This window comes from Methylacidimicrobium sp. AP8 (genome assembly GCF_903064525.1).
Taxonomy (GTDB): Bacteria; Verrucomicrobiota; Verrucomicrobiia; order Methylacidiphilales; family Methylacidiphilaceae; genus Methylacidimicrobium.
On sequence record NZ_LR797830.1, the window covers coordinates 2,191,145 to 2,208,653 of the forward strand.

Consider the following 17,509-nt stretch of genomic DNA (forward strand, 5'->3'; position numbering starts at 1 on the left):
CGGCTCCTTCGCGGCGCGATCCCCGGGTCGGGAGTAGACATAATGAAGAAATCGGTTATCGCCATCCCCGTAGGGGAGCCCACGGGCATCGGCCCGGAAGTTGTGCGCAAGGCGATGGCATCCGGAAGGCTTTCCGGCCGTTACGCCTACCGCGTCATCGGATCGGACCGGGGGTTCACCCCGGGCCGGCCGAGCCTCTCCTCTGCCCGCGCCGCGTGGGAGTGGCTGGAAGAAGCGATCCTCCTGTGGAAGGAGGGCGCGATCCAGGCCATCGCGACAGGTCCGGTGCATAAGGCCGGCTTGCAGGCTGCGGGATTCCCTTTCCCCGGCCAGACGGAGTTCTTCGCCGAGCGGACCGGATACCCGGCGCAGAAAGCGGTGATGGCCTTTTGGCATCCGAAGCTCTCGATCTCCCTGCTCTCCACCCATTGCAGCCTCAGCGCAGCGATTGCCATGATCCGCCCGGAAAAGATCGTGCTTTCGGCCGAGCTTCTCGCCGACTTCCTGGCGCGGCTCGGCTGCCGTTCTCCGCGGATCGCCGTCGCCGGACTCAACCCACACGCGGGGGAAGGGGGGCTCTTCGGAACCGAGGAGCGGGATCTCTTCGAGCCGGCGATCCGCCTCTTGCGGAAACAAGGCCGGGAGGTTTCCGGTCCTCTGCCCCCGGACTCGGTCTTCCGCCAAGCCGCTCGCGGCGAGTTTTCTGGAGTCGTCGCCGCATATCACGATCAGGGCCTCATCCCCTTCAAGCTGCTGGCCTTTGCGACCGGAGTGAACGTCACGCTGGGTCTTCCTCTCATTCGGACCTCTCCGGACCACGGGACCGCTTTCGATATCGCCGGGAAGAACGCCGCAGATCCGCGGAGCATGATCGCCGCGATCCGGCTGGCCGCACGTTTGACGAAATCCGAAGGGCTTGAACAGCTTGCGTGAAAGGTAAGCGAATATGCTTTATACTCTCCAAAATGGAGAGGTTGGTTAGTATAGGGGAGGCAGCTCATGCGCTCGGCGTATCGATCACGACGCTTCGGCGCTGGGAAGCGGAGGGCCGTTTGCTGGCGGAACATACCGCTGGCGGACATCGCCGGTATGATCTGGCAAAATTGCTGCCGGAACGCTTCCGCGCCACACAACAGGCAAGCCGCAGGACCATTGCCTATGCTCGTGTTTCCAGCCATGACCAGAAAGCCGATCTAGAGCGCCAGAAGCAGGTTCTGGAACTGTATTGCGCCCAGCAGGGTTGGACGTTCGAGATCATCGCCGACCTTGGCTCGGGCATGAACTACCGCAAGAAGGGCCTCAAGCGGCTGCTGGACGCCATGATGGACGGGCAGATCGGCCGCTTGGTGATCACTCACAAGGACCGGCTGCTCCGCTTCGGGGCGGAACTGGTATTTGCGATCTGCGAGGCGAAGGGCGTCGAGGTGGTGATCCTCAATCAGGGCGAGGATACGACCTTCGAGGAAGACCTCGCCAAGGACGTGTTAGAGATCATCACGGTATTCTCGGCTCGGCTTTATGGCTCGCGCTCGCGCCGGAACCAGAAGCTGTTGGACGGGGTGCGGCAGGCAGTGGAGAATGCGGCATGCTGATTGCCCACCGCATCGCGCTGGACCCGAATAACAAGCAGCGGACCTACTTTGCTCGCGCATCGGGGGTGGCGCGATTCGCGTGGAACTGGGCATTGTCCGAGTGGACGCGTCAGCATGCGGCGCGGAAGGAAGATCCATCATTGCCGCCGCCGTCCGATGTTTCCCTTCGCCGTCAATTGAACAGAATTAAGCGGGAGCAGTTCCCGTGGATGTTCGATGTAACGAAATGTGCGGCACAAGAGGCCATAATCGATCTTGGCGCGGCTTTTCGGGCGTTCTTCGATCGCCATGGCCGATATCCCCGGTTTAAGAAGAAAGGCGTGCGAGACAGTTTTTGCGCCGCAAATGAAGCCGGTACCTTCCGTGTGGACGGCCGGCGTATCCGGCTACCGGTCATAGGCTGGATACGGATGCGTGAGGAGGTGCGCTTCACGGGAAACCTAAAGCGCGTCACGGTGAGCCGCGAGGCAGACCGCTGGTTCGCCAGCATCATGGTTGAGACAGACGACATCAAGCCAGTTGAGCATCCGCAGGATGCGGTTGGCGTTGATTTGGGCATCACCACTCTGGCAACGCTAAGCCGGGGCGAACCGATTCCGGGTCCCAAGGCTCATACGTCGCTTCTAAGGCGGTTGAGACGGACAAGCAGGAGCCTGTCCCGCAAGAGGAAAGGCTCGTCCAATAGACGCAAGGCCAAGCTGAAGCTGGCTCGGCTGCACAGCCGCATCGCCGCCATCCGCCGCGACGCGACTCATAAGGCGACGACCATGCTCACAAGGACCTATCGGCGTATCGGCATCGAGGACCTAAACGTACGCGGCATGGCCCGTAATCGCCATCTAGCCCGGTCGATCATGGACGGCGCATTCTTCGAGTTCCGCCGTCAGCTTGGTTATAAGGCACGGTTTTACGGAGCTACGATTGTCGTAGCGGATCGCTGGTTCCCCTCGAGCAAGACCTGTTCTTGCTGCGGTTCGGTGAAGGCCGAACTGGCGCTGTCGCAGCGGACTTATCGTTGCGACGCGTGCGGGTATGAGATCAGTCGCGATCTCAACGCCGCCCGCAATCTCGAAATTCTGGCCGCAAGCTCTGCGGTGGCAGCCTGTGGAGAGGAACGCTCTGGCGCGAGGCGCAAGCCCCGCGTGAAACGGGCCTCTAGGAAGCAGGAACCGAACAGCGGGCTCGCTGCATAGCTTTGAGCGGCTATGTGGCGGTTTGCGTAGGTTTCGGAGAGCGGAGACAATGAACTTCACGAACCTGCGGGGAATTCTCACCTACGTTCCCGAGTTTCGGGAGAAGATCTTTGTGATCGCGATCGACGGCGCGGTCGTCGCGCACGAGAACTTCGCGAATCTCGCGCTCGACCTCGCCGTTCTCCGCAGCCTGAACGTCCGGGTGATCGTGGTCCATGGCATCGGCCTCCAGGTGCGGGAACTCGCCCAGGAGCGCTCCATCCCTCTCTCTTCCTCGGATGGAACCGGCCCTACCGACACCGCGACCTTAAAGGTGTGCCAGGCCGCATCCTGCCAAGTCGCACAGCAGATTCTCGCGACATTCAGCTCCGCGGACCTACGGGCCGCTCTGCCGAACGCGCTGGTGGTGCACCCTTTCGGGATCGTCGGCGGAGTCAACCACCTCCTGACGGGACGGATCGAGCGGGTCGACACCGCCTTCCTGCACGATCTTCTCGACCGCGGCATCCTACCGGTGATCAGCCCCATCGGATCCGACCGGGAGGGTAATCTCTTCCGCGTTAACTCCGATGCGGTGGCGGTGGCGGTCGCGGAGGCCGTCGGCGCCGTGAAGCTCATCTATCTTTCGGCGGAAATCGATTATGCCAAGGAGGCCGACTTGGCGCGACAGCTCTCCGTCAGCGAGGCCGAGGCCTTCCTCCAGCGGCATGCGGCCACTTCCTCCGCGCTCCTGCTCTCTAAGCTTTCCCATTCGATCGCCGCCTGCCGCGGCGGGGTGCCGCGCATCCACCTCCTCGATATTCGCATCGATGACGCCCTTCTCTCGGAGCTCTTTTCTCAGGTAGGGGTGGGCACGATGGTCTACTCCGAAGGATACGAGTCGATCCGAAAAGCGCAGAAAAAGGACGTCCGTTCGATCCTCCAGCTCATTGCACAGTCTGTGGACGCTGCCGAACTGCTCCCCCGCACCCGGCAGAGCATCCTCGCGCGGCTCAACGATTACTATGTGCTGGAGATCGACCGCGCGGTTGTCGGTTGCGTGGCGCTCCACCGCTTTCCCGAATCCTCGCAGGCGGAGGTCGCCTGCCTTTCGGTCGCCCGAGTGTACGAAAACCAAGGGCTCGGACGAAAGCTGGTGCAGTTCGCCCAATCGGTCGCCCGCGAGGAGGGCATCCGGCAGCTCTTCGCTCTCTCGGCCCGAACTTACAATTTCTTCACCCAAAAGGCGGGCTTCCGCGAAGGGACTCCGGACGACCTACCGGCGGCGCGCCGGCTCCTCTACGAGCAGAGCGGCCGCCGCTCGAAGGTCTTGCTCAAGCAGCTTTTTTGAACCGAATCCTTTGCGAACCGATTTAGCCTCCGCTATGCAGCGGGCACGGAGCATCGCCCGGACCGACCGCGAACCTGGTGGAGGAAAAAGGCGCACGCCTCGGGACAAAGAAGGGGGAGACCCGCTTCCTTCTCCGCCGGTTCGCGCTCCGCGGCATGCCAGAGGGGTCGGCGCAAGCAGCCCCGGATGCAGATCTCTTCCACGAGCAGAGGAAGTTCTTCGGAAGAAAGTCGTTGCGTCACCCGATAGATTCCGGTCTGGCGGCCGGCGGTCTCCGCAAAGGGTGTCGGCGCAAGCCGATCCGCCTCCCAGGCCGCCAGCAGTCCGACGGCGCCCGGGTAGAGCAGCTGTAGGTCGGCGATGAGCTCTCCCGCCGAATACGGTCCCCGGCGCCATCCCTTTCGCAATCCCGGTGCCCCGCGCAGCGGACGAAACCGCCCGGCCGAATCGAAGCGAACCAGCTCCAGGAAAGAATCCATGCCCGTTAGGAGCTGCAGCCGGCTATCTTCCGGAACGTCCTCCCGATGGACGAGGACATAGCCGGGAGAAATGCGAACTTCGCCCAGGATCCATGGCGGGGGGGTTCGCGCAAGACGGGCTTCAAACCAGTCCGTGAGCTTCATCGAAAGCCTCCACCTGGCCGAGAATGACTCGATCCAGAATCGAAGCCATTCCGGCGGCCCGCGCGTAGTAGATCCGCCGTCCGTCCTTGGTCACCTGCGGGTTGAGAAACTCCGGATCCCGCGGATGCCCGCTCAAGCCCATCAGATGCGGAATGTCGGTGTACGAGTGCTTCCCTTCGGAAAGGAAAAACGGGACAACGGCGATATCCCTGCTGCGGATCAAGTCGCGCCATCGGCGCACCGACGGGTCCTGCTCCAAGAACGCCACGCCGCATTCGGCGAATCGCCCGGAGTCGCGGATGCGGGCGGCTTGCTCCCATGCGGTTTGCGCGGAGCAGTCGTTTCGCTCGGTTCCGTGGCCGACCAGGAGCAGAGCGACATCGCGGGAGTCGGTGTTCCGGATCACCGCCAGGGCCTGCTCCACGATCGCATCCGCCATGCGCGGATGGCAGCCGGGCGGCTCGCAATAGCGGATCTCGAAGGAGCCCCGGCGCGTGACGGGCCCCCGCAACCCGAACTCGCGCGGCAGAACCTCTCGGGTAAAATAGCCATGGCTCAGAAAGTCGGGCACAAGGTAAATGCACTCCTCTTCCACTCCGTAAAGAACCGTCCGATAGGATGGCTCCTCTTTCCAGAAGCACTCGTAGACAGCCGCGAACGTGCCGGACAACCGCAGTGAAGCGGCATGCCGGTAGATCGGCAGGGCGGATTCAGGGCTGAACATCGATCCGTGGCCTGCCAGGATGAGCGCCCGATCGCGGAATTTGCTTACCTTCCGCATGCGGTTGTCCTCAGCGTCGAGTCCGCCATTTCGCACTTGCCCAGCAACCGAGGGGAACGTAGTCTGCCTATTGCTCGACAGGGGCTAAGACAGCGGTATGGCTCCCGACCGGCCAAGAAGAAGGAGGTAGAAATCATGATCGTCACGACGGCGGAACTCTTTCGTTGCGCTTACGGAAAGTACGCGATCGGCGCGTACAATATCAACAACATGGAGCAATCCCTCGGCCTCTTCCGAGGGGCTGTGCAGGCGCAGGCTCCGTTCATCATCCAAATCTCGAGAGGGGCCAGGAAGTATGCCGACAAACGGATGCTCGAGGCCATCATCCGAGCCTCCGAAAGCATCTACCCGGAGTGCATCTTCGCGGTCCACCTCGATCATGGCGACGAAGAGACTTGCTATGACTGCATCGACTCGGGCTTCTACAGCTCCGTCATGATCGATGCCTCGCACCACCCGTTCGAGGAGAACGTAGCCATCACGCGCCGTGTGGTCGAGCGCGCCCACGCCAAGGGTGTCAGTGTGGAGGCCGAGCTCGGGATGCTCGGCGGAGTGGAAGAGGACGTCAAGGTCGAGGAAGGGCACGCCTGCCTTACCGACCCGGACCAGGCAAAAATCTTCGTCGAGCAAACGGGTTGCGATTCTCTCGCCTGCGCCGTGGGCACCAGTCACGGTGCGTACAAGTTCAAGGGGAAGCAGTCGATCCATTTCGAGGTGTTGGAAGCGATCTCCAAGCGCCTTCCCGGTTTTCCGCTCGTAATGCATGGAAGCTCCAGCGTTCCCCAGGACGAAGTGCGGCGGATCAACGCAGCCGGCGGCAAGCTGGATCCGAGCGCATCCGGCGTCGATGAGAATGAATACCTTCCGGCGGCAAAGCGCGGAGTCACCAAAATCAACATCGATACCGACGGCCGCTTGGTCTGGATGCGCGTGCACCGCGAGTACTTGCGCGACCATCCGGAGGACTTCGACTTTCGCGGGCCGGGCCGCATCTTTATGGCGGAGTACGCGAACATGATCGCGCACAAGAGCGAAAAGCTCGGCTGCGCCCGCCAGCTCGAGCCGGTCCGTAAGGAGATTCTCGCCCAACGGGGTGCCAACGGGTAGACTTGTCGCCGGATCGGCGGTCTCCGATTTCTTTGCCCGGTGGTGCCCAGCCGCACAACCGATGAACGGGTATGGCAGCATCCGCGGGGTGCGCAGCCCTAGCGGCCATTTCTCACAAATTTCGTAGCCGAGGCGCCGCAAATGGGCTTGGGTGCGAGGCGGGCGCAGGTTTTCCACCGGAGCTGTATGAAGACATACTGCGAGGATGGAAAACCAAGCGGGAGCGAAGCAGACGAGCCCGTTTTGCAAGCCGTAGGAGAAAGCTTGTGAGAAATGGCCGCTAGGTGTTGGGGTTCGCATGATTACCTTCTAGAAAATCGCCGTCCGTTGCTGATCGGGCGTGCGGTGCTTCGGGAGGTTGTGGCAAGCTGGAAAGCCGAGGTAAAGATATGAGAATCACCCTGCACAAAAATGCGACGACTACGCCGGCGATCCGCACGGCGATTCAACGGGCGAAGGGCAGCGATTACGAGTTGGCGAGGCAGTTTCGCGTGACTCGGGAGACGATTCGTCGGTGGCGGAAGCGGGATTTTGTCGAGGATGCCAGCCACACCCCGCATCATCTTCCGACGACACTCAATCCGGGACAGGAAGAGCTGGTGATCTACTTGCGCACGCAGCTCCGGCTGCCGCTGGACGATCTGCTGGCCGTCATCCGCGAATTTATCGAACCCTCCATGACCCGCTCGGCCTTGGGCCGGCTCCTGCGGCGCCGAGGCCACTCCCGGCTGCCTCAACCGGAAAAACCGGCCAATCCCACTCAACCCTTTAAAGTTTACCTGCCGGGCTACTTTCATGTGGACCTCAAATACCTGCCCCAGATGGCCGACGAGACGTCTCGCCGTTATGTCTTCGTCGCCATCGATCGAGCCACCCGTTGGGTCTTCTTGGCGGTCAAGCGTGCAAAGACCCCAGCGGCCGCCCGCAGCTTTCTCCAGGCGCTGGCCAAGGCGGCACCCGTGAAAATCCGAACCATCCTCACCGATAACGGCAAGGAGTTCACCGATCGCGTCTTCGGCCAAGCAGCCAAGGATGCTACCGGAGCCCATGAGTTCGACGCGCTCTGCCAAGCATTGGGAATCGAGCACCGCCTGACCAAGCCAAAGTCGCCTCGCACCAATGGCATGGTGGAGCGCTTCAACGGAAGACTGGCGCAGATCCTCCGTACTCATCACTTCCAAAGCTCCCTCGACCTGAAAACCACGCTCCACCGCTACGCCTGGCTCTACAACGAACACCACCCTCAAAAATCGCTCAATCACCAAACCCCACTTCAGGCCCTAAAAACATGGCAACAATCCCATCCGCATCTCTTCCAAAAAGCAGTACGCAATCATGCGGGACCTGACAGCTAGGCATCGGGAACGTGCGCGCGGTCGATTCGAATATATCGGCGGTACCCGCGCCTCCGAGGCCGAAGTACGCCGCTCTCTCCGGAAGCTTTCGGGCTTCTGCCAATACCGTCGGTCCCCTGCTTACAGGCCAAGGATCTCTTCGTTTCGGATCGCCGTGCCGGGAGCGATCCCCGGAGCCGCTATCCCCCTTGCGAATCCTCACCGAGGGGGCAAACTGCATCCGCCTCGGATCCGTACTTCCTGCAGCTCTCCGGAACGGAGACCCCGGCAGTTGACCATTCTCACAGGGCCGGCGGTCGCCGCATACCGTTGCCATCTTCCTTCTTCGCTCAGGGGTAGCCCACGGCGCGGCTAGGAGTTGGCTACGTTTTGCCGGAGGGAGCCGGAGCGAGTAGTTTCGTTCGGGGGGCCTTCATGGAAGCACGTCTTTCCCAGTCTCTTCTCCGGGAGCCGGCCGCCCGGGAAGCGGAACGGCTGCTGCGCACCTGCGTTCATTGCGGTTTCTGCCTGCCGGCCTGCCCGACCTACGAGCTCTCCGGGGATGAGCTCGACAGCCCGCGAGGCCGCATCTATCTGATCAAGGAGGTGCTCGAGGGGCGCGGCGGAAAAATCGCCCGGCAGCACCTCGATCGTTGTCTTCTCTGCCGGGCCTGCGAACGTGCCTGCCCGTCCGGCGTCGAGTACAGCCGTCTGGCGGCCGTGACGCGGCGCCTTGTTGCGGCCGCAAGCCCCCGGAACCTAAAAGACTGGCTTCTCCGCCGGTTGATCGGCGCCGTTGTCCCGTATCCCTCGCGACTCTCCCGCGCGGTCGCGGTCGCGCGACTGCTTCGCCCGCTTCTTCCGGCGCCTTTCGCGGCTACGCTTCCGGCTCGCCCGGCGGCAACCGGCTTTCCTCGCCGTAGCCTACCGCACCCCAGGCGCATCCTACTCGTTCCCGGCTGCGCTCAATCGGTCTTCTCGCCCGCGACGCATCTCGCTTTAGCTCGTGTCTGCCACCGGCTCGGGATCGAGCCGGTTTTCTCCCCCGGTTCCGGCTGCTGCGGGGCCCTCTCCCACCACCTCGGCTTCGAGAAACGGGCTCTCGGCCAAATCCGGCGGAATCTCGACCTCTGGTGGCCGGAGCTGCAGGCGGGTGCTGAGGGGCTGATGATTCCCGCAAGCGCCTGCGCGCTCATGGTACGCGAGTATCCGGCCATTCTTGCAAGCGATGGACAGTACGCGGAGCGCGCGCGCCGGATTGCGGACGTGGTGAAAGATCCCGCCGAGCTGCTCCTTTCCGAAGGAGGGAGGCATCCGTTCCTCCCCCCAAAAAAGGCGGTCGCCTTCCACTGCCCGTGCACACAGCGGCCGGGAACGGTCGAAGCCCTGCTGCAGAAACTAGGCGTTCCCTTGATTCCGCAACAGCGATCGCCGGCTTGCTGCGGCGCCGCCGGAGCCTATGCGCTCTTGCAACCGAAGATCTCGAGCCGGTTGTTGGATTGGAAGGTATCCGCCTTGGAAGAGGGCGGGCCGACGGAGATTCTCACGGCCAACATCGGCTGCCAGCTCCATCTGGCCGGAAGGAGCCGGGTCCCGGTCCGCCACTGGGTCGAGCTGATCGACGAATGTCAGGCTGCGGGCCTCCGGCTAGAAACTCCTGCCGGCAATCGGACACAGCACAGCGGAGACTCGTCGGCGGAGCGCTTCCCGCCCTTTCCATGATCCCCCCTTTCCTTCGCTCGCTTCTCCGTCGGCGAGCCGCGCAGTCGAAGGCGGCGGGCGCTCCATGCGGCTTGACCGGTTCGCCGGAGCCTTCACTCCGACCGGAAGCCCTCTTGCGTCGATTGCGGACGAGTCTCTCCGGCTGTACGCTACTGACCGAGCCGGAGTCCTTGCGGCCGTACGAATGCGACGGCTTGACCGCCTATCGGCGGCTTCCTTTAGCGGTAGCGATTCCCGAATCGGTCGACCAAGTCCGAGAGATCCTCCGGGTTTGCCACGCTCTCCGGGTACCTGTGGTTCCCCGCGGGGCGGGCACCGGCTTGTCGGGCGGTGCCCTTCCGGATCGTTCCGGGCTGGTACTGAGCATGACACGCCTTCGCAGGATCCTTGCGATCGACCCCCTCAATCGGACGGCCCGAGTCGAGCCGGGTGTAACGAACCGGGCGATCTCGGAAGCCGCCTCGCCCTTCGGGCTCTTCTACGCTCCGGACCCCTCGTCGGATATCGCCTGCACCATCGGGGGCAACATCGCCGAAAATGCGGGCGGACTCCACTGCCTCAAGTACGGGCTGACCGTGCACAATGTCATCTCCGTCAAGATGCTGACCGCCGAGGGGGATCCGCTCGTGCTGGGAACGGAAGCTCTGGATTCCGCCGGCTTCGACCTTCTCGCTTTGTTTATCGGATCCGAGGGATTGCTCGGGGTCGTTGTGGAGGCGACGGTCCGGCTTCTGCCACGCCCTCCCTCGGCCCGTCTGGTCGTCGCCGGCTTTGCTTCCGTGGAAGCCGCCGCTGCGGCCGTGGGAAAGGTGATCGGAGAGGGATTCGTGCCGGCGGGCTTGGAGATGATGGACAATCTGGCGATCCGCGCGGCGGAAGCCTTCGTTCCTGCGGGCTATCCGGTCGAGGCGGCCGCCCTCCTGCTCTGCGAGTTCGACGGCCTGCCCCAGGAGGTGGACGAGCAGATCGCCCTCGCGGAAAGTCGGTTGCGGGAGAGCGGGGCTTTCTTCCTTCGTGTCTCCTCATCGGAGGAGGAGAGAATCTTGCTCTGGAAGGGAAGAAAGTCGGCGTTTCCGGCCGCAGGTCGGCTCGCTCCCGACTACTATTGCATGGACGGAACCATCCCGCGTCAAAGCCTTCCGGAAGCTCTCCGCCGCATTGGCCGACTTTCGAAAGAATTCGGGCTGCCGGTCGCCAACGTCTTTCACGCCGGAGACGGCAACCTCCACCCCCTGATCCTTTTTGATGCGAGCCGACCCATGGAGCTTCAGCATGCCGAGCGCCTAGGGCGCCAAATTCTAGAGATCTGCGTGGAGCTGGGAGGAACGATTACCGGGGAGCACGGCGTCGGCGTGGAAAAGCTCGACTCGATGTGCATCCAGTTCGGCCCGGCCGAACTGGCGCAGTTTCATCGCGTCAAAGAGGCGTTCGACCCCGAGGGAATCCTCAATCCGAGGAAAGCGATTCCGCTGCTTCATCGCTGTGCCGAGCTCGGCGCAATGCGTGTCCATCGCGGAAAGCCGCCCTTTCCGGAGATCCAACGGTATTGATGTCTGACCGCTCCCCTCTTTGCTTGCTGGTTTTCTCTTCCGGAGAAAAGAGGAGCCTCCTTCCTCTCCGGACGGATGCCGGCACACGCCAAGGCCGCTTGCGCGGAGCGGACGGCCGATCCCCGGGAGGGAAACGGTCATGATCGACCAAGATCGGGACCTTACGGATGTCTTGGTGGAGGAGGTGAGGAGCGCCCACGACTCCCGCACTCCGCTCTTTATCGTCGGCGGCGGGACCAAGGCTTTTCTGGGGCTCCCCGTTTCGGGTCGGCGCCTTGCTCTCGGAGAACACCGGGGCATTCTTCGCTACGAGCCCACCGAACTCGTCCTGACCGCCCGTGCCGGCACACCGATGAGTCGGATCCACCGCCTGCTGGCCGCCCAGGGCCAGTGGCTTCCCTTCGAACCCCCATCCTTGGGAGATTCGGCCACGCTCGGCGGAACCATCGCCTGCGGTCTATCCGGACCCGCGCGCCCCTTCAGCGGCGCGGCTCGGGACTTTGTCCTCGGCGTGCGGCTGCTCGACGGAAGGGGCCAAGCGCTCCGCTTCGGCGGCGAGGTCATCAAAAACGTGGCGGGATATGATGTTCCACGCCTGGTCACCGGAGCGCAGGGAACCCTGGGCATCTTGCTGGAAATCAGCCTTAAGGTGAGCCCCAGACCGCCCTTCTCCGAAACGCTCTCGCTGGAAGCAAAGCCGGAAGCGGCCATCCACTGGCTCTGCCGGCTCGCCGCGGAGCCCTTGCCCCTCAGCGCAGCCTGCTACGACGGAGAGCGGCTCTTCCTGCGCTTAAGCGGCTCAAAAGGGGGGGTACGCGCTGCCGCAAGCCGCATCGGAGGAGAGCGCCTGGCCGATCCGGATGCCTTTTGGCAGTCGGTTCGCGAGCGTACGCATCCATTTTTCCTCCGGCCCGGTCCGCTTTGGCGACTCTCCGTGCCTCCCGCAACCCTGCCGCCGGCGCCCGGAGAAGGTGTCCTCTTTCTCGACTGGGGCGGCGCCCAGCGCTGGTGGAAGGGATACCTCGAGCCCGCCGCCGTTTGGGAATGGACTCGTTCGCGCGGCGGACACGCGACTCTCCTCGAGGCGGGCGGATCCCGGCAGCAACCCCTTGAGCCGGCCCTACTCTCGCTTCACCGGAGGCTCAAGGCGGCCTTCGATCCTAACGGCATCCTCAACGCGGGACGCCTTTACCCGGAACTGTGATTAGCCCATGGTTCGCTTCGCGCCCGAATGGTGCGGATCGCCCGCAACTTGTCGAACGACACCGCTTGCGCCGAAGGGAGAACTCATGCCCCGGCACATCTTCTCTCTGGCTCGCTCCGGGCATGCGCCGGAGCCGCCTCCGACTTTCCGGCTTTCTACTTGACTCTTTTCCGGGTTCTGGGATCCTACTGAGGATCTGCGAGAGCGAGCCGGACAGCGAGGGTTGAACGTGCTCCTTTCAATCGCCATGGAAACGGCGATCGGGAGAGACCCGGCAGAAGTGATGTGTTTGCATTGAGGGAAGATTGCATGAACAGAAGACTGTATGTCGGGAACCTCCCTTTCTCTCATCGAGAGGAAGACGTTCGCGAGCTCTTTGGCCAGCACGGCAAGGTCACCGAGGTCAATTTGATCATTGACCGCATGACCGGCCAATCCCGCGGCTTCGCCTTCGTCACGATGGAAACGGCGGAAGAGGCGAAGGCGGCGATTGACAAGTTGCACGGAACGAAAGTAGAAGGCAGAAGCCTTGTTGTTAACGAAGCGAAGCCGAAGGAGGAACGGTTCGCTCCCTCCGGGTCCAGCTCGGGAGGTTTCCGCAAGCGGGATCGGCGCTAGCGGAATTTCCCATTCCAGTGTATAGAGAGTAGTCGCTCTTCTCGTGCTTCCCTTGTCGGCGGAGTCTGCGAGAGACGACGCCGCATCGGTGAAGGTATTATTTCTGGGTGACGTCGTCGGCGAAGCGGGACGGGAGGTTGTCCGCATCGCCGTTGCTCGCTTGCGCCAGGAACGGACGATCGACTTCGTCGTCGCCAACGGAGAGAACGCCGCCGGCGGCAGCGGCATCACCCCGAAGATTACCTATGAGCTTCTCCGTTACGGCGTGGACGTGATCACCTTGGGCGATCACGCCTGGGATCAGCGCGAAATCATTCCGTTTATGGCGGATGAGCCCCGTCTGCTCCGTCCTCTCAACTACCCGCCCAATACGCCGGGGAGCGGATCGATCGTCGTCCAGGGCAATGGAAAAAAGCTGGGCGTGATCTGCGTGCTCGGGCGAACATTTATGACGCCGCAAACGGACAACCCGTTTCTTGCGATCCGCCCTGCCTTGGAAGCGATGCGACGCGAAACCCCTTGCATCCTCGTGGACTTCCATTCGGAGGCGACCTCGGAAAAAATCGCCTTCGGCCGCTATCTCGACGGACAGGTTTCGGCCGTATTGGGAACACATACACATGTACAGACGGCGGACGGCACCATTCTTCCGGGTGGGACTGCCTACTTGACCGATGTCGGCTTCTGCGGCGCGCATGATTCGGTGATCGGGCGCGATGCGCATTCGGTCATCCAGCGGTACGTCACCCTCCTCCCCCAACGGTTCGGGCTGGCCACAAAGGGGCTTCAAGCGGACGGGGTCCTGCTCACATTGGAGGATTCCTCCGGCCGGGCGACCGCCCTCGAACCGATCCAGCTTCCGATTTAGCCAAGCCTATGCGGCTCGCCGCGTGGAGGCCGCCTCGGGGTTGCGCAATCCTCCTTTCTTGGTGGTGGTTCACCGCACCAGGATTGGATCCGGCCAGGGCTCAGCCTATCCGCCCACCCCCGGAGATTCCTCCGGTCGCCTCGATCGTCGATCGGATGGTGGAGAAGCAAGAGGCGCTGGCCCATGAGCTGAATGCCTACGAGTTCTTGGAAAAGATCGAGATCGACTCCCTCGGTCCCGACGACCGTCCGCGACGCCGATCGCACGTCGTGGTCCGGATCGGCCCCAACGCCCACGCCTTAATCCTCACCGATGCCCCCGGTGATGAGCAAGCCAAGCGCGCGACCGCGGAAGCGGAGGTCAAGCAGGCTCGGCGCGGGATTGAAACGGTATACTCGTTCCGCAAGGCGGTACCCCGGTTCCACGTGGAGCTCCTCGGCCATGGAGATTGGCAGGGAGAGCCTGCGTACCACCTCGCTTTTCGCGGCAAGCCCGACGAACCCTACCGGACTTCCCTGGAAAAGCTCCTCAATCATGTGCATGGAGAGATGCATATCAGCGCTCGTGACTACTCCATCCTGGCCGCGCAGGCCCATTTGGTCCGGCCCGTCAGCGTTGCCTGGTTCCTGGTCCGCTTCGAGCGTCTGGCTTTTTCGTATATTGCCCAGCGCATCCCTCTCGGCTACGTTCCCAAGACTGTCGTGTTCCATTATCGAGTTCGGATTCCGTTCGCCTCCCGCCACGAACGACAACGCATCGATCTTGTCGATTATCATCTCGCCCATCCCAACCGAACGTCATCGACCCCGTGATCCCAAGCACCCAACGATGCCAGACCGGAGGACGCCGCTGCCGCGTTTCCCCCGCGCCAGTCTACGGGCGGAAGCCTTCCCCGCCCAGGCATCGCATCAAGAACGGCCCCGGCTTGGCTGCGGCAACCTTGACGGTTCTCCTACTCCTTCACCCGCCCGCCGTGGAGAGCCGCCGCGCGGCGATGACACCTTTCGTAACGGAACGGCTGGCCCATTTTCTCAACACTTTGCCGGAGGGCAAGCAGCTCTTTGTCCGGAGCTACCTGGCCTTCGACTGCACGCATGACCTCGTCGGACCATCCGCGTGTGGAAACTGCAATTATTTCTTCGTCGTCGAACGCGGCAACGAGCGGCGAGGCAACCTTCTGTTCCGCATCAGCGGAAATGACGTCCGCTTTCTCCGCTACTTCTCCTTCTCCGCTCCTTACGCCGAGCTTCCCTGTATCGGCCTTTCCGAAGAAGAAGCTCTCTGCGTGGCTCTCCTCTGGGCGGAGCATGAGATAAGCAGCCAGGGGCGTGAGACTCTTCAGGCCACGATCGCGAACCGGCAATTTCCTTTGGCACCTCTGCAGAAAACCGCCTACCGCCTGCTGGGATTATCCTGTCCCTAGACCGCCACTTCTTGCTACGGTTCTCTTGATCCTCTTTCCCTATCGCCCTAACGTGAGGCGGCTGGTCGGTTGGTGAAGTGATGACGCCAAAACACGGAGCAGAGACGCCGCGCGTCGGCGCTTTCCGCTATCTATGAATCCTGACAGTGATCTTTGCGCACTCTCGGCGCGCTGCGCCCGTACGGCGATCGATGCCGCTCTGGTTGCCGGAGATCTGCTCCGGCGCAGCTTTGGACAACCGTTCGTCGTTTCCGAGGAGATGGCCTACGACATCAAGATCGAAACCGATCGACAGGCTCAGGAGTTGATCTGCCGCACGATCTTGCGCGATTTCCCCGACCATCGCATCGTGGGCGAAGAGGGGAATGCGGGAGCCGCTACTGGACCTGTCGAATGGATCGTCGATCCACTCGACGGAACGGTGAATTTTGCTCACGGAATTCCCCACTTTTGCACCTCGATCGCCGTGCGTCGGGAAGGAGAACTGCTCGCGGCCGTGATCTACGATCCGATTCGTCAGGAGCTTTTCACCGCCGAACGCGATCGCTCGCCCCGCCTCAACGGCAGGCCGATCCGCGCAAGCCGGCGAACCCGTCTTTCCGAGGCGATCTGCGTAGTCGGCTTTTCCCGAAGCCGCGCAGGCATCGAGCAGGGGCTGCGCCTTGTCCAATACCTCGTGCCGCGCGTCCGCAAGGTCCGGCTCACCGGTTCGGCAGCCCTCGATCTCGCCTACGTATCCGCCGGGAGGATCGACGCCTACTTGGAGCAGGAAATCCGCCTATGGGATATCGCTGCGGGGATACTGCTCCTGCAGGGAGCCGGAGGCCGCATTGACCAGTTCCCGAATCCCGGATCCGACACCTTCCGCGTCACGGCAACCAACGGTCTGATCGACCTCGGCGGCCCGGACAACGGTTGATCCTACGCGCTTTGGAGAAGGGCGCTCCGCTCGGCAAGCGAGCGCAGGAGATCCTTCCAAGAAGCGACGAAGGCGTCCGCCCCATCCCGCTGAAGCCGCTCGGCCAAAGCCGGCACATCGATTCCCGCTTCGCGGAATTCGGCAAGGACCGCGCTCGCATCCCCGCCGTCGGCCGGCAGGAGCTCACCGATCTCACCATGTTCCGCAAATGCCAAGAGGGTCTCCTCCGGCATCGTGTTGATGGTCTTCGGGGCAGCAAGCGCCCGGACATAGAGGATGTCGGACGCCTGCGGATCTTTGGTTCCTGTGCTGGCCCAGAGAAGCCGCTGCGGGCGCGCGCCCGCCGACTCGAGCGAGCGCCAGCGATCCGAAGCCAGAATTTCGCAATAGGCCTTATAGGTCTGCTTGGCGACAGCGATCCCAAGGCGGTTTCGCAGCCGCTCCGGCACCTTACCCATGATCGCCTTGTCCCAACGGCTGATGAAAACGGAGGCCACCGAAGAGACCGAACCCAGGTCGAGCCCAGCCGCCTTTCGCCGCTCCAAGCCCCTCATATAGGCGTCGGCCGCGGCCGTATAATGATCGGTGGAGAAAAGGAGCGTCACGTTAACCGGGACCCCTTCGGCTATCGCTCCTGCGATGGCGGGCAGCCCTTCCCGGGTGCCGGGAATCTTCACATAGAGGTTGGCACGCTCCGTGGCTTTGTAAATTCTCTTCGCCTCCTGCAGGGTGCGGTCCGCGTCGTAAGCCAAGAGCGGCGATACCTCTAGGGAAACCCAGCCGTCGATCCCTTGGGTCTCTCGGTAGATCGGCTCGAACAAGTCGGCCGCCCGGCGGAGATCCTCCATGGCCAGCGCAAAGAAAAGCGACTCTCCTTCGAGGCCGTGCGCAGCGTGCTCCTGAATCGCCTCGTCGTATCCATGCCCCTTCGCGATCGCGTGGTCGAAGATTGTCGGATTCGAGGTCAACCCAGTGACGGCATACTCCCGGATATACCGCTCGAGCCGCCCGTCATCGAGCATCTGTCGCGAGATATTATCGATCCAGAGACTTTGACCGAGATCGTGAAGTTTTTGCGTCGCCTTCATGGGTTTCTGGGGGGGGTTGCGGTTAGCCGCCTTCGGGCTCTAGCACAATACCCTAGGAGGTAGGCCACCTTTTTCGTACAAGCGGTAAAGCCGACCTAGGATGAAGCTACTCCCTCTCCCGGCAAACAGTCAAGTTCTTCATGGATCCCCCCGGCAA

Annotated in this window: 17 protein-coding genes; 14 read left to right on the forward strand and 3 right to left on the reverse strand. The window is 62.6% G+C overall.

The annotated features are described in order from the left end of the window. The first annotated feature begins 42 nt into the window (after positions 1-42). Genes pdxA through argA form a run of 4 tightly spaced genes read left to right on the forward strand, consistent with a single transcriptional unit; the run spans position 43 to position 4,115 of the window. On the forward strand, positions 43-933 hold the full coding sequence (gene pdxA, locus MTHMO_RS10210) for a 4-hydroxythreonine-4-phosphate dehydrogenase PdxA (protein WP_202214675.1): 891 nt from the start codon (positions 43-45) through the stop codon (positions 931-933). Between the two features lie 32 nt (positions 934-965). Further along, positions 966-1,592, forward strand: coding sequence for an IS607 family transposase (locus MTHMO_RS10215; RefSeq protein ID WP_202214676.1), 627 nt, complete (start codon positions 966-968; stop codon positions 1,590-1,592). After that, entirely contained in the window at positions 1,586-2,785 is a 1,200-nt protein-coding gene (locus MTHMO_RS10220; RefSeq protein ID WP_202214677.1) for an RNA-guided endonuclease TnpB family protein, read from the forward strand. Before MTHMO_RS10215 ends, MTHMO_RS10220 begins: the two co-directional genes overlap by 7 nt. Before the next feature lie 49 nt (positions 2,786-2,834). Further along, positions 2,835-4,115, forward strand: coding sequence for an amino-acid N-acetyltransferase (gene argA, locus MTHMO_RS10225; protein WP_202214678.1), 1,281 nt, complete (start codon positions 2,835-2,837; stop codon positions 4,113-4,115). A gap of 32 nt (positions 4,116-4,147) precedes the next feature. On the opposite strand, the gene MTHMO_RS10230 is transcribed toward argA, so the two are convergent. Together MTHMO_RS10230 and MTHMO_RS10235 are read right to left on the reverse strand one after the other, a co-directional pair. Next, the gene (locus tag MTHMO_RS10230) at positions 4,148-4,738 is read right to left on the reverse strand and encodes a DR2241 family protein (RefSeq protein ID WP_202214679.1); all 591 of its coding nucleotides are present in this window, start codon (positions 4,736-4,738) and stop codon (positions 4,148-4,150) included. Further along, on the reverse strand, positions 4,716-5,519 hold the full coding sequence (locus tag MTHMO_RS10235; RefSeq protein WP_202214680.1) for a CbiX/SirB N-terminal domain-containing protein: 804 nt from the start codon (positions 5,517-5,519) through the stop codon (positions 4,716-4,718). The genes MTHMO_RS10230 and MTHMO_RS10235 overlap by 23 nt, the downstream gene beginning before the upstream one ends. 135 nt (positions 5,520-5,654) lie before the next feature. Between MTHMO_RS10235 and MTHMO_RS10240 the strand changes: the two genes are divergently transcribed. From MTHMO_RS10240 to MTHMO_RS10285, 10 genes are all read left to right on the forward strand, one after another. After that, complete coding sequence (locus tag MTHMO_RS10240) at positions 5,655-6,626, forward strand: ketose-bisphosphate aldolase (protein ID WP_202214681.1); 972 nt, start codon at positions 5,655-5,657, stop codon at positions 6,624-6,626. Positions 6,627-7,015: 389 nt separating this feature from the next. Further along, complete coding sequence (locus MTHMO_RS10245) at positions 7,016-7,981, forward strand: IS481 family transposase (protein WP_202214682.1); 966 nt, start codon at positions 7,016-7,018, stop codon at positions 7,979-7,981. A gap of 414 nt (positions 7,982-8,395) precedes the next feature. Then, complete coding sequence (gene glcF / locus MTHMO_RS10250; protein WP_202214683.1) at positions 8,396-9,682, forward strand: glycolate oxidase subunit GlcF; 1,287 nt, start codon at positions 8,396-8,398, stop codon at positions 9,680-9,682. Beyond that, positions 9,679-11,232 carry an FAD-linked oxidase C-terminal domain-containing protein gene (locus tag MTHMO_RS10255; protein WP_202214684.1) on the forward strand — a complete coding sequence of 518 codons (1,554 nt, stop codon included), beginning with the start codon at positions 9,679-9,681 and terminating at the stop codon, positions 11,230-11,232. The genes glcF and MTHMO_RS10255 overlap by 4 nt, the downstream gene beginning before the upstream one ends. A 139-nt stretch (positions 11,233-11,371) precedes the next feature. Then, entirely contained in the window at positions 11,372-12,436 is a 1,065-nt protein-coding gene (glcE, locus tag MTHMO_RS10260) for a glycolate oxidase subunit GlcE (RefSeq protein ID WP_202214685.1), read from the forward strand. Positions 12,437-12,745: 309 nt separating this feature from the next. Beyond that, on the forward strand, positions 12,746-13,054 hold the full coding sequence (locus tag MTHMO_RS10265) for an RNA-binding protein (RefSeq protein ID WP_202214686.1): 309 nt from the start codon (positions 12,746-12,748) through the stop codon (positions 13,052-13,054). An 88-nt stretch (positions 13,055-13,142) separates the two neighbouring features. Next, the gene (locus MTHMO_RS10270; protein ID WP_202214687.1) at positions 13,143-13,922 is read left to right on the forward strand and encodes a TIGR00282 family metallophosphoesterase; all 780 of its coding nucleotides are present in this window, start codon (positions 13,143-13,145) and stop codon (positions 13,920-13,922) included. Between the two features lie 83 nt (positions 13,923-14,005). Further along, positions 14,006-14,734: a hypothetical protein gene (locus MTHMO_RS10275; RefSeq protein ID WP_202214688.1), complete on the forward strand. Its 729-nt coding sequence runs from the start codon at positions 14,006-14,008 to the stop codon at positions 14,732-14,734. A 182-nt stretch (positions 14,735-14,916) separates the two neighbouring features. After that, complete coding sequence (locus tag MTHMO_RS10280; protein WP_202214689.1) at positions 14,917-15,345, forward strand: hypothetical protein; 429 nt, start codon at positions 14,917-14,919, stop codon at positions 15,343-15,345. Positions 15,346-15,478: 133 nt separating this feature from the next. Next, on the forward strand, positions 15,479-16,264 hold the full coding sequence (locus tag MTHMO_RS10285) for an inositol monophosphatase family protein (protein ID WP_202214690.1): 786 nt from the start codon (positions 15,479-15,481) through the stop codon (positions 16,262-16,264). Between the two features lie 2 nt (positions 16,265-16,266). Here MTHMO_RS10285 and tal read toward each other — a convergent pair whose 3' ends face one another. After that, complete coding sequence (gene tal / locus MTHMO_RS10290; RefSeq protein ID WP_202214691.1) at positions 16,267-17,352, reverse strand: transaldolase; 1,086 nt, start codon at positions 17,350-17,352, stop codon at positions 16,267-16,269. Between the last annotated feature and the right edge of the window lie 157 nt (positions 17,353-17,509).

Excerpts from the sequence above, each read along its gene's own strand:
- pdxA (WP_202214675.1), top strand. The coding sequence starts at position 43 with ATGAAGAAATCGGTTATCGCCATCCCCGTAGGGGAGCCCACGGGCATC.
- MTHMO_RS10215 (WP_202214676.1), top strand. The coding sequence starts at position 966 with ATGGAGAGGTTGGTTAGTATAGGGGAGGCAGCTCATGCGCTCGGCGTA.
- MTHMO_RS10220 (WP_202214677.1), top strand. The coding sequence starts at position 1,586 with ATGCTGATTGCCCACCGCATCGCGCTGGACCCGAATAACAAGCAGCGG.
- argA (WP_202214678.1), top strand. The coding sequence starts at position 2,835 with ATGAACTTCACGAACCTGCGGGGAATTCTCACCTACGTTCCCGAGTTT.
- MTHMO_RS10230 (WP_202214679.1), bottom strand. The coding sequence starts at position 4,738 with ATGAAGCTCACGGACTGGTTTGAAGCCCGTCTTGCGCGAACCCCCCCG.
- MTHMO_RS10235 (WP_202214680.1), bottom strand. The coding sequence starts at position 5,519 with ATGCGGAAGGTAAGCAAATTCCGCGATCGGGCGCTCATCCTGGCAGGC.
- MTHMO_RS10240 (WP_202214681.1), top strand. The coding sequence starts at position 5,655 with ATGATCGTCACGACGGCGGAACTCTTTCGTTGCGCTTACGGAAAGTAC.
- MTHMO_RS10245 (WP_202214682.1), top strand. The coding sequence starts at position 7,016 with ATGAGAATCACCCTGCACAAAAATGCGACGACTACGCCGGCGATCCGC.
- glcF (WP_202214683.1), top strand. The coding sequence starts at position 8,396 with ATGGAAGCACGTCTTTCCCAGTCTCTTCTCCGGGAGCCGGCCGCCCGG.
- MTHMO_RS10255 (WP_202214684.1), top strand. The coding sequence starts at position 9,679 with ATGATCCCCCCTTTCCTTCGCTCGCTTCTCCGTCGGCGAGCCGCGCAG.
- glcE (WP_202214685.1), top strand. The coding sequence starts at position 11,372 with ATGATCGACCAAGATCGGGACCTTACGGATGTCTTGGTGGAGGAGGTG.
- MTHMO_RS10265 (WP_202214686.1), top strand. The coding sequence starts at position 12,746 with ATGAACAGAAGACTGTATGTCGGGAACCTCCCTTTCTCTCATCGAGAG.
- MTHMO_RS10280 (WP_202214689.1), top strand. The coding sequence starts at position 14,917 with ATGACACCTTTCGTAACGGAACGGCTGGCCCATTTTCTCAACACTTTG.
- MTHMO_RS10285 (WP_202214690.1), top strand. The coding sequence starts at position 15,479 with ATGAATCCTGACAGTGATCTTTGCGCACTCTCGGCGCGCTGCGCCCGT.
- tal (WP_202214691.1), bottom strand. The coding sequence starts at position 17,352 with ATGAAGGCGACGCAAAAACTTCACGATCTCGGTCAAAGTCTCTGGATC.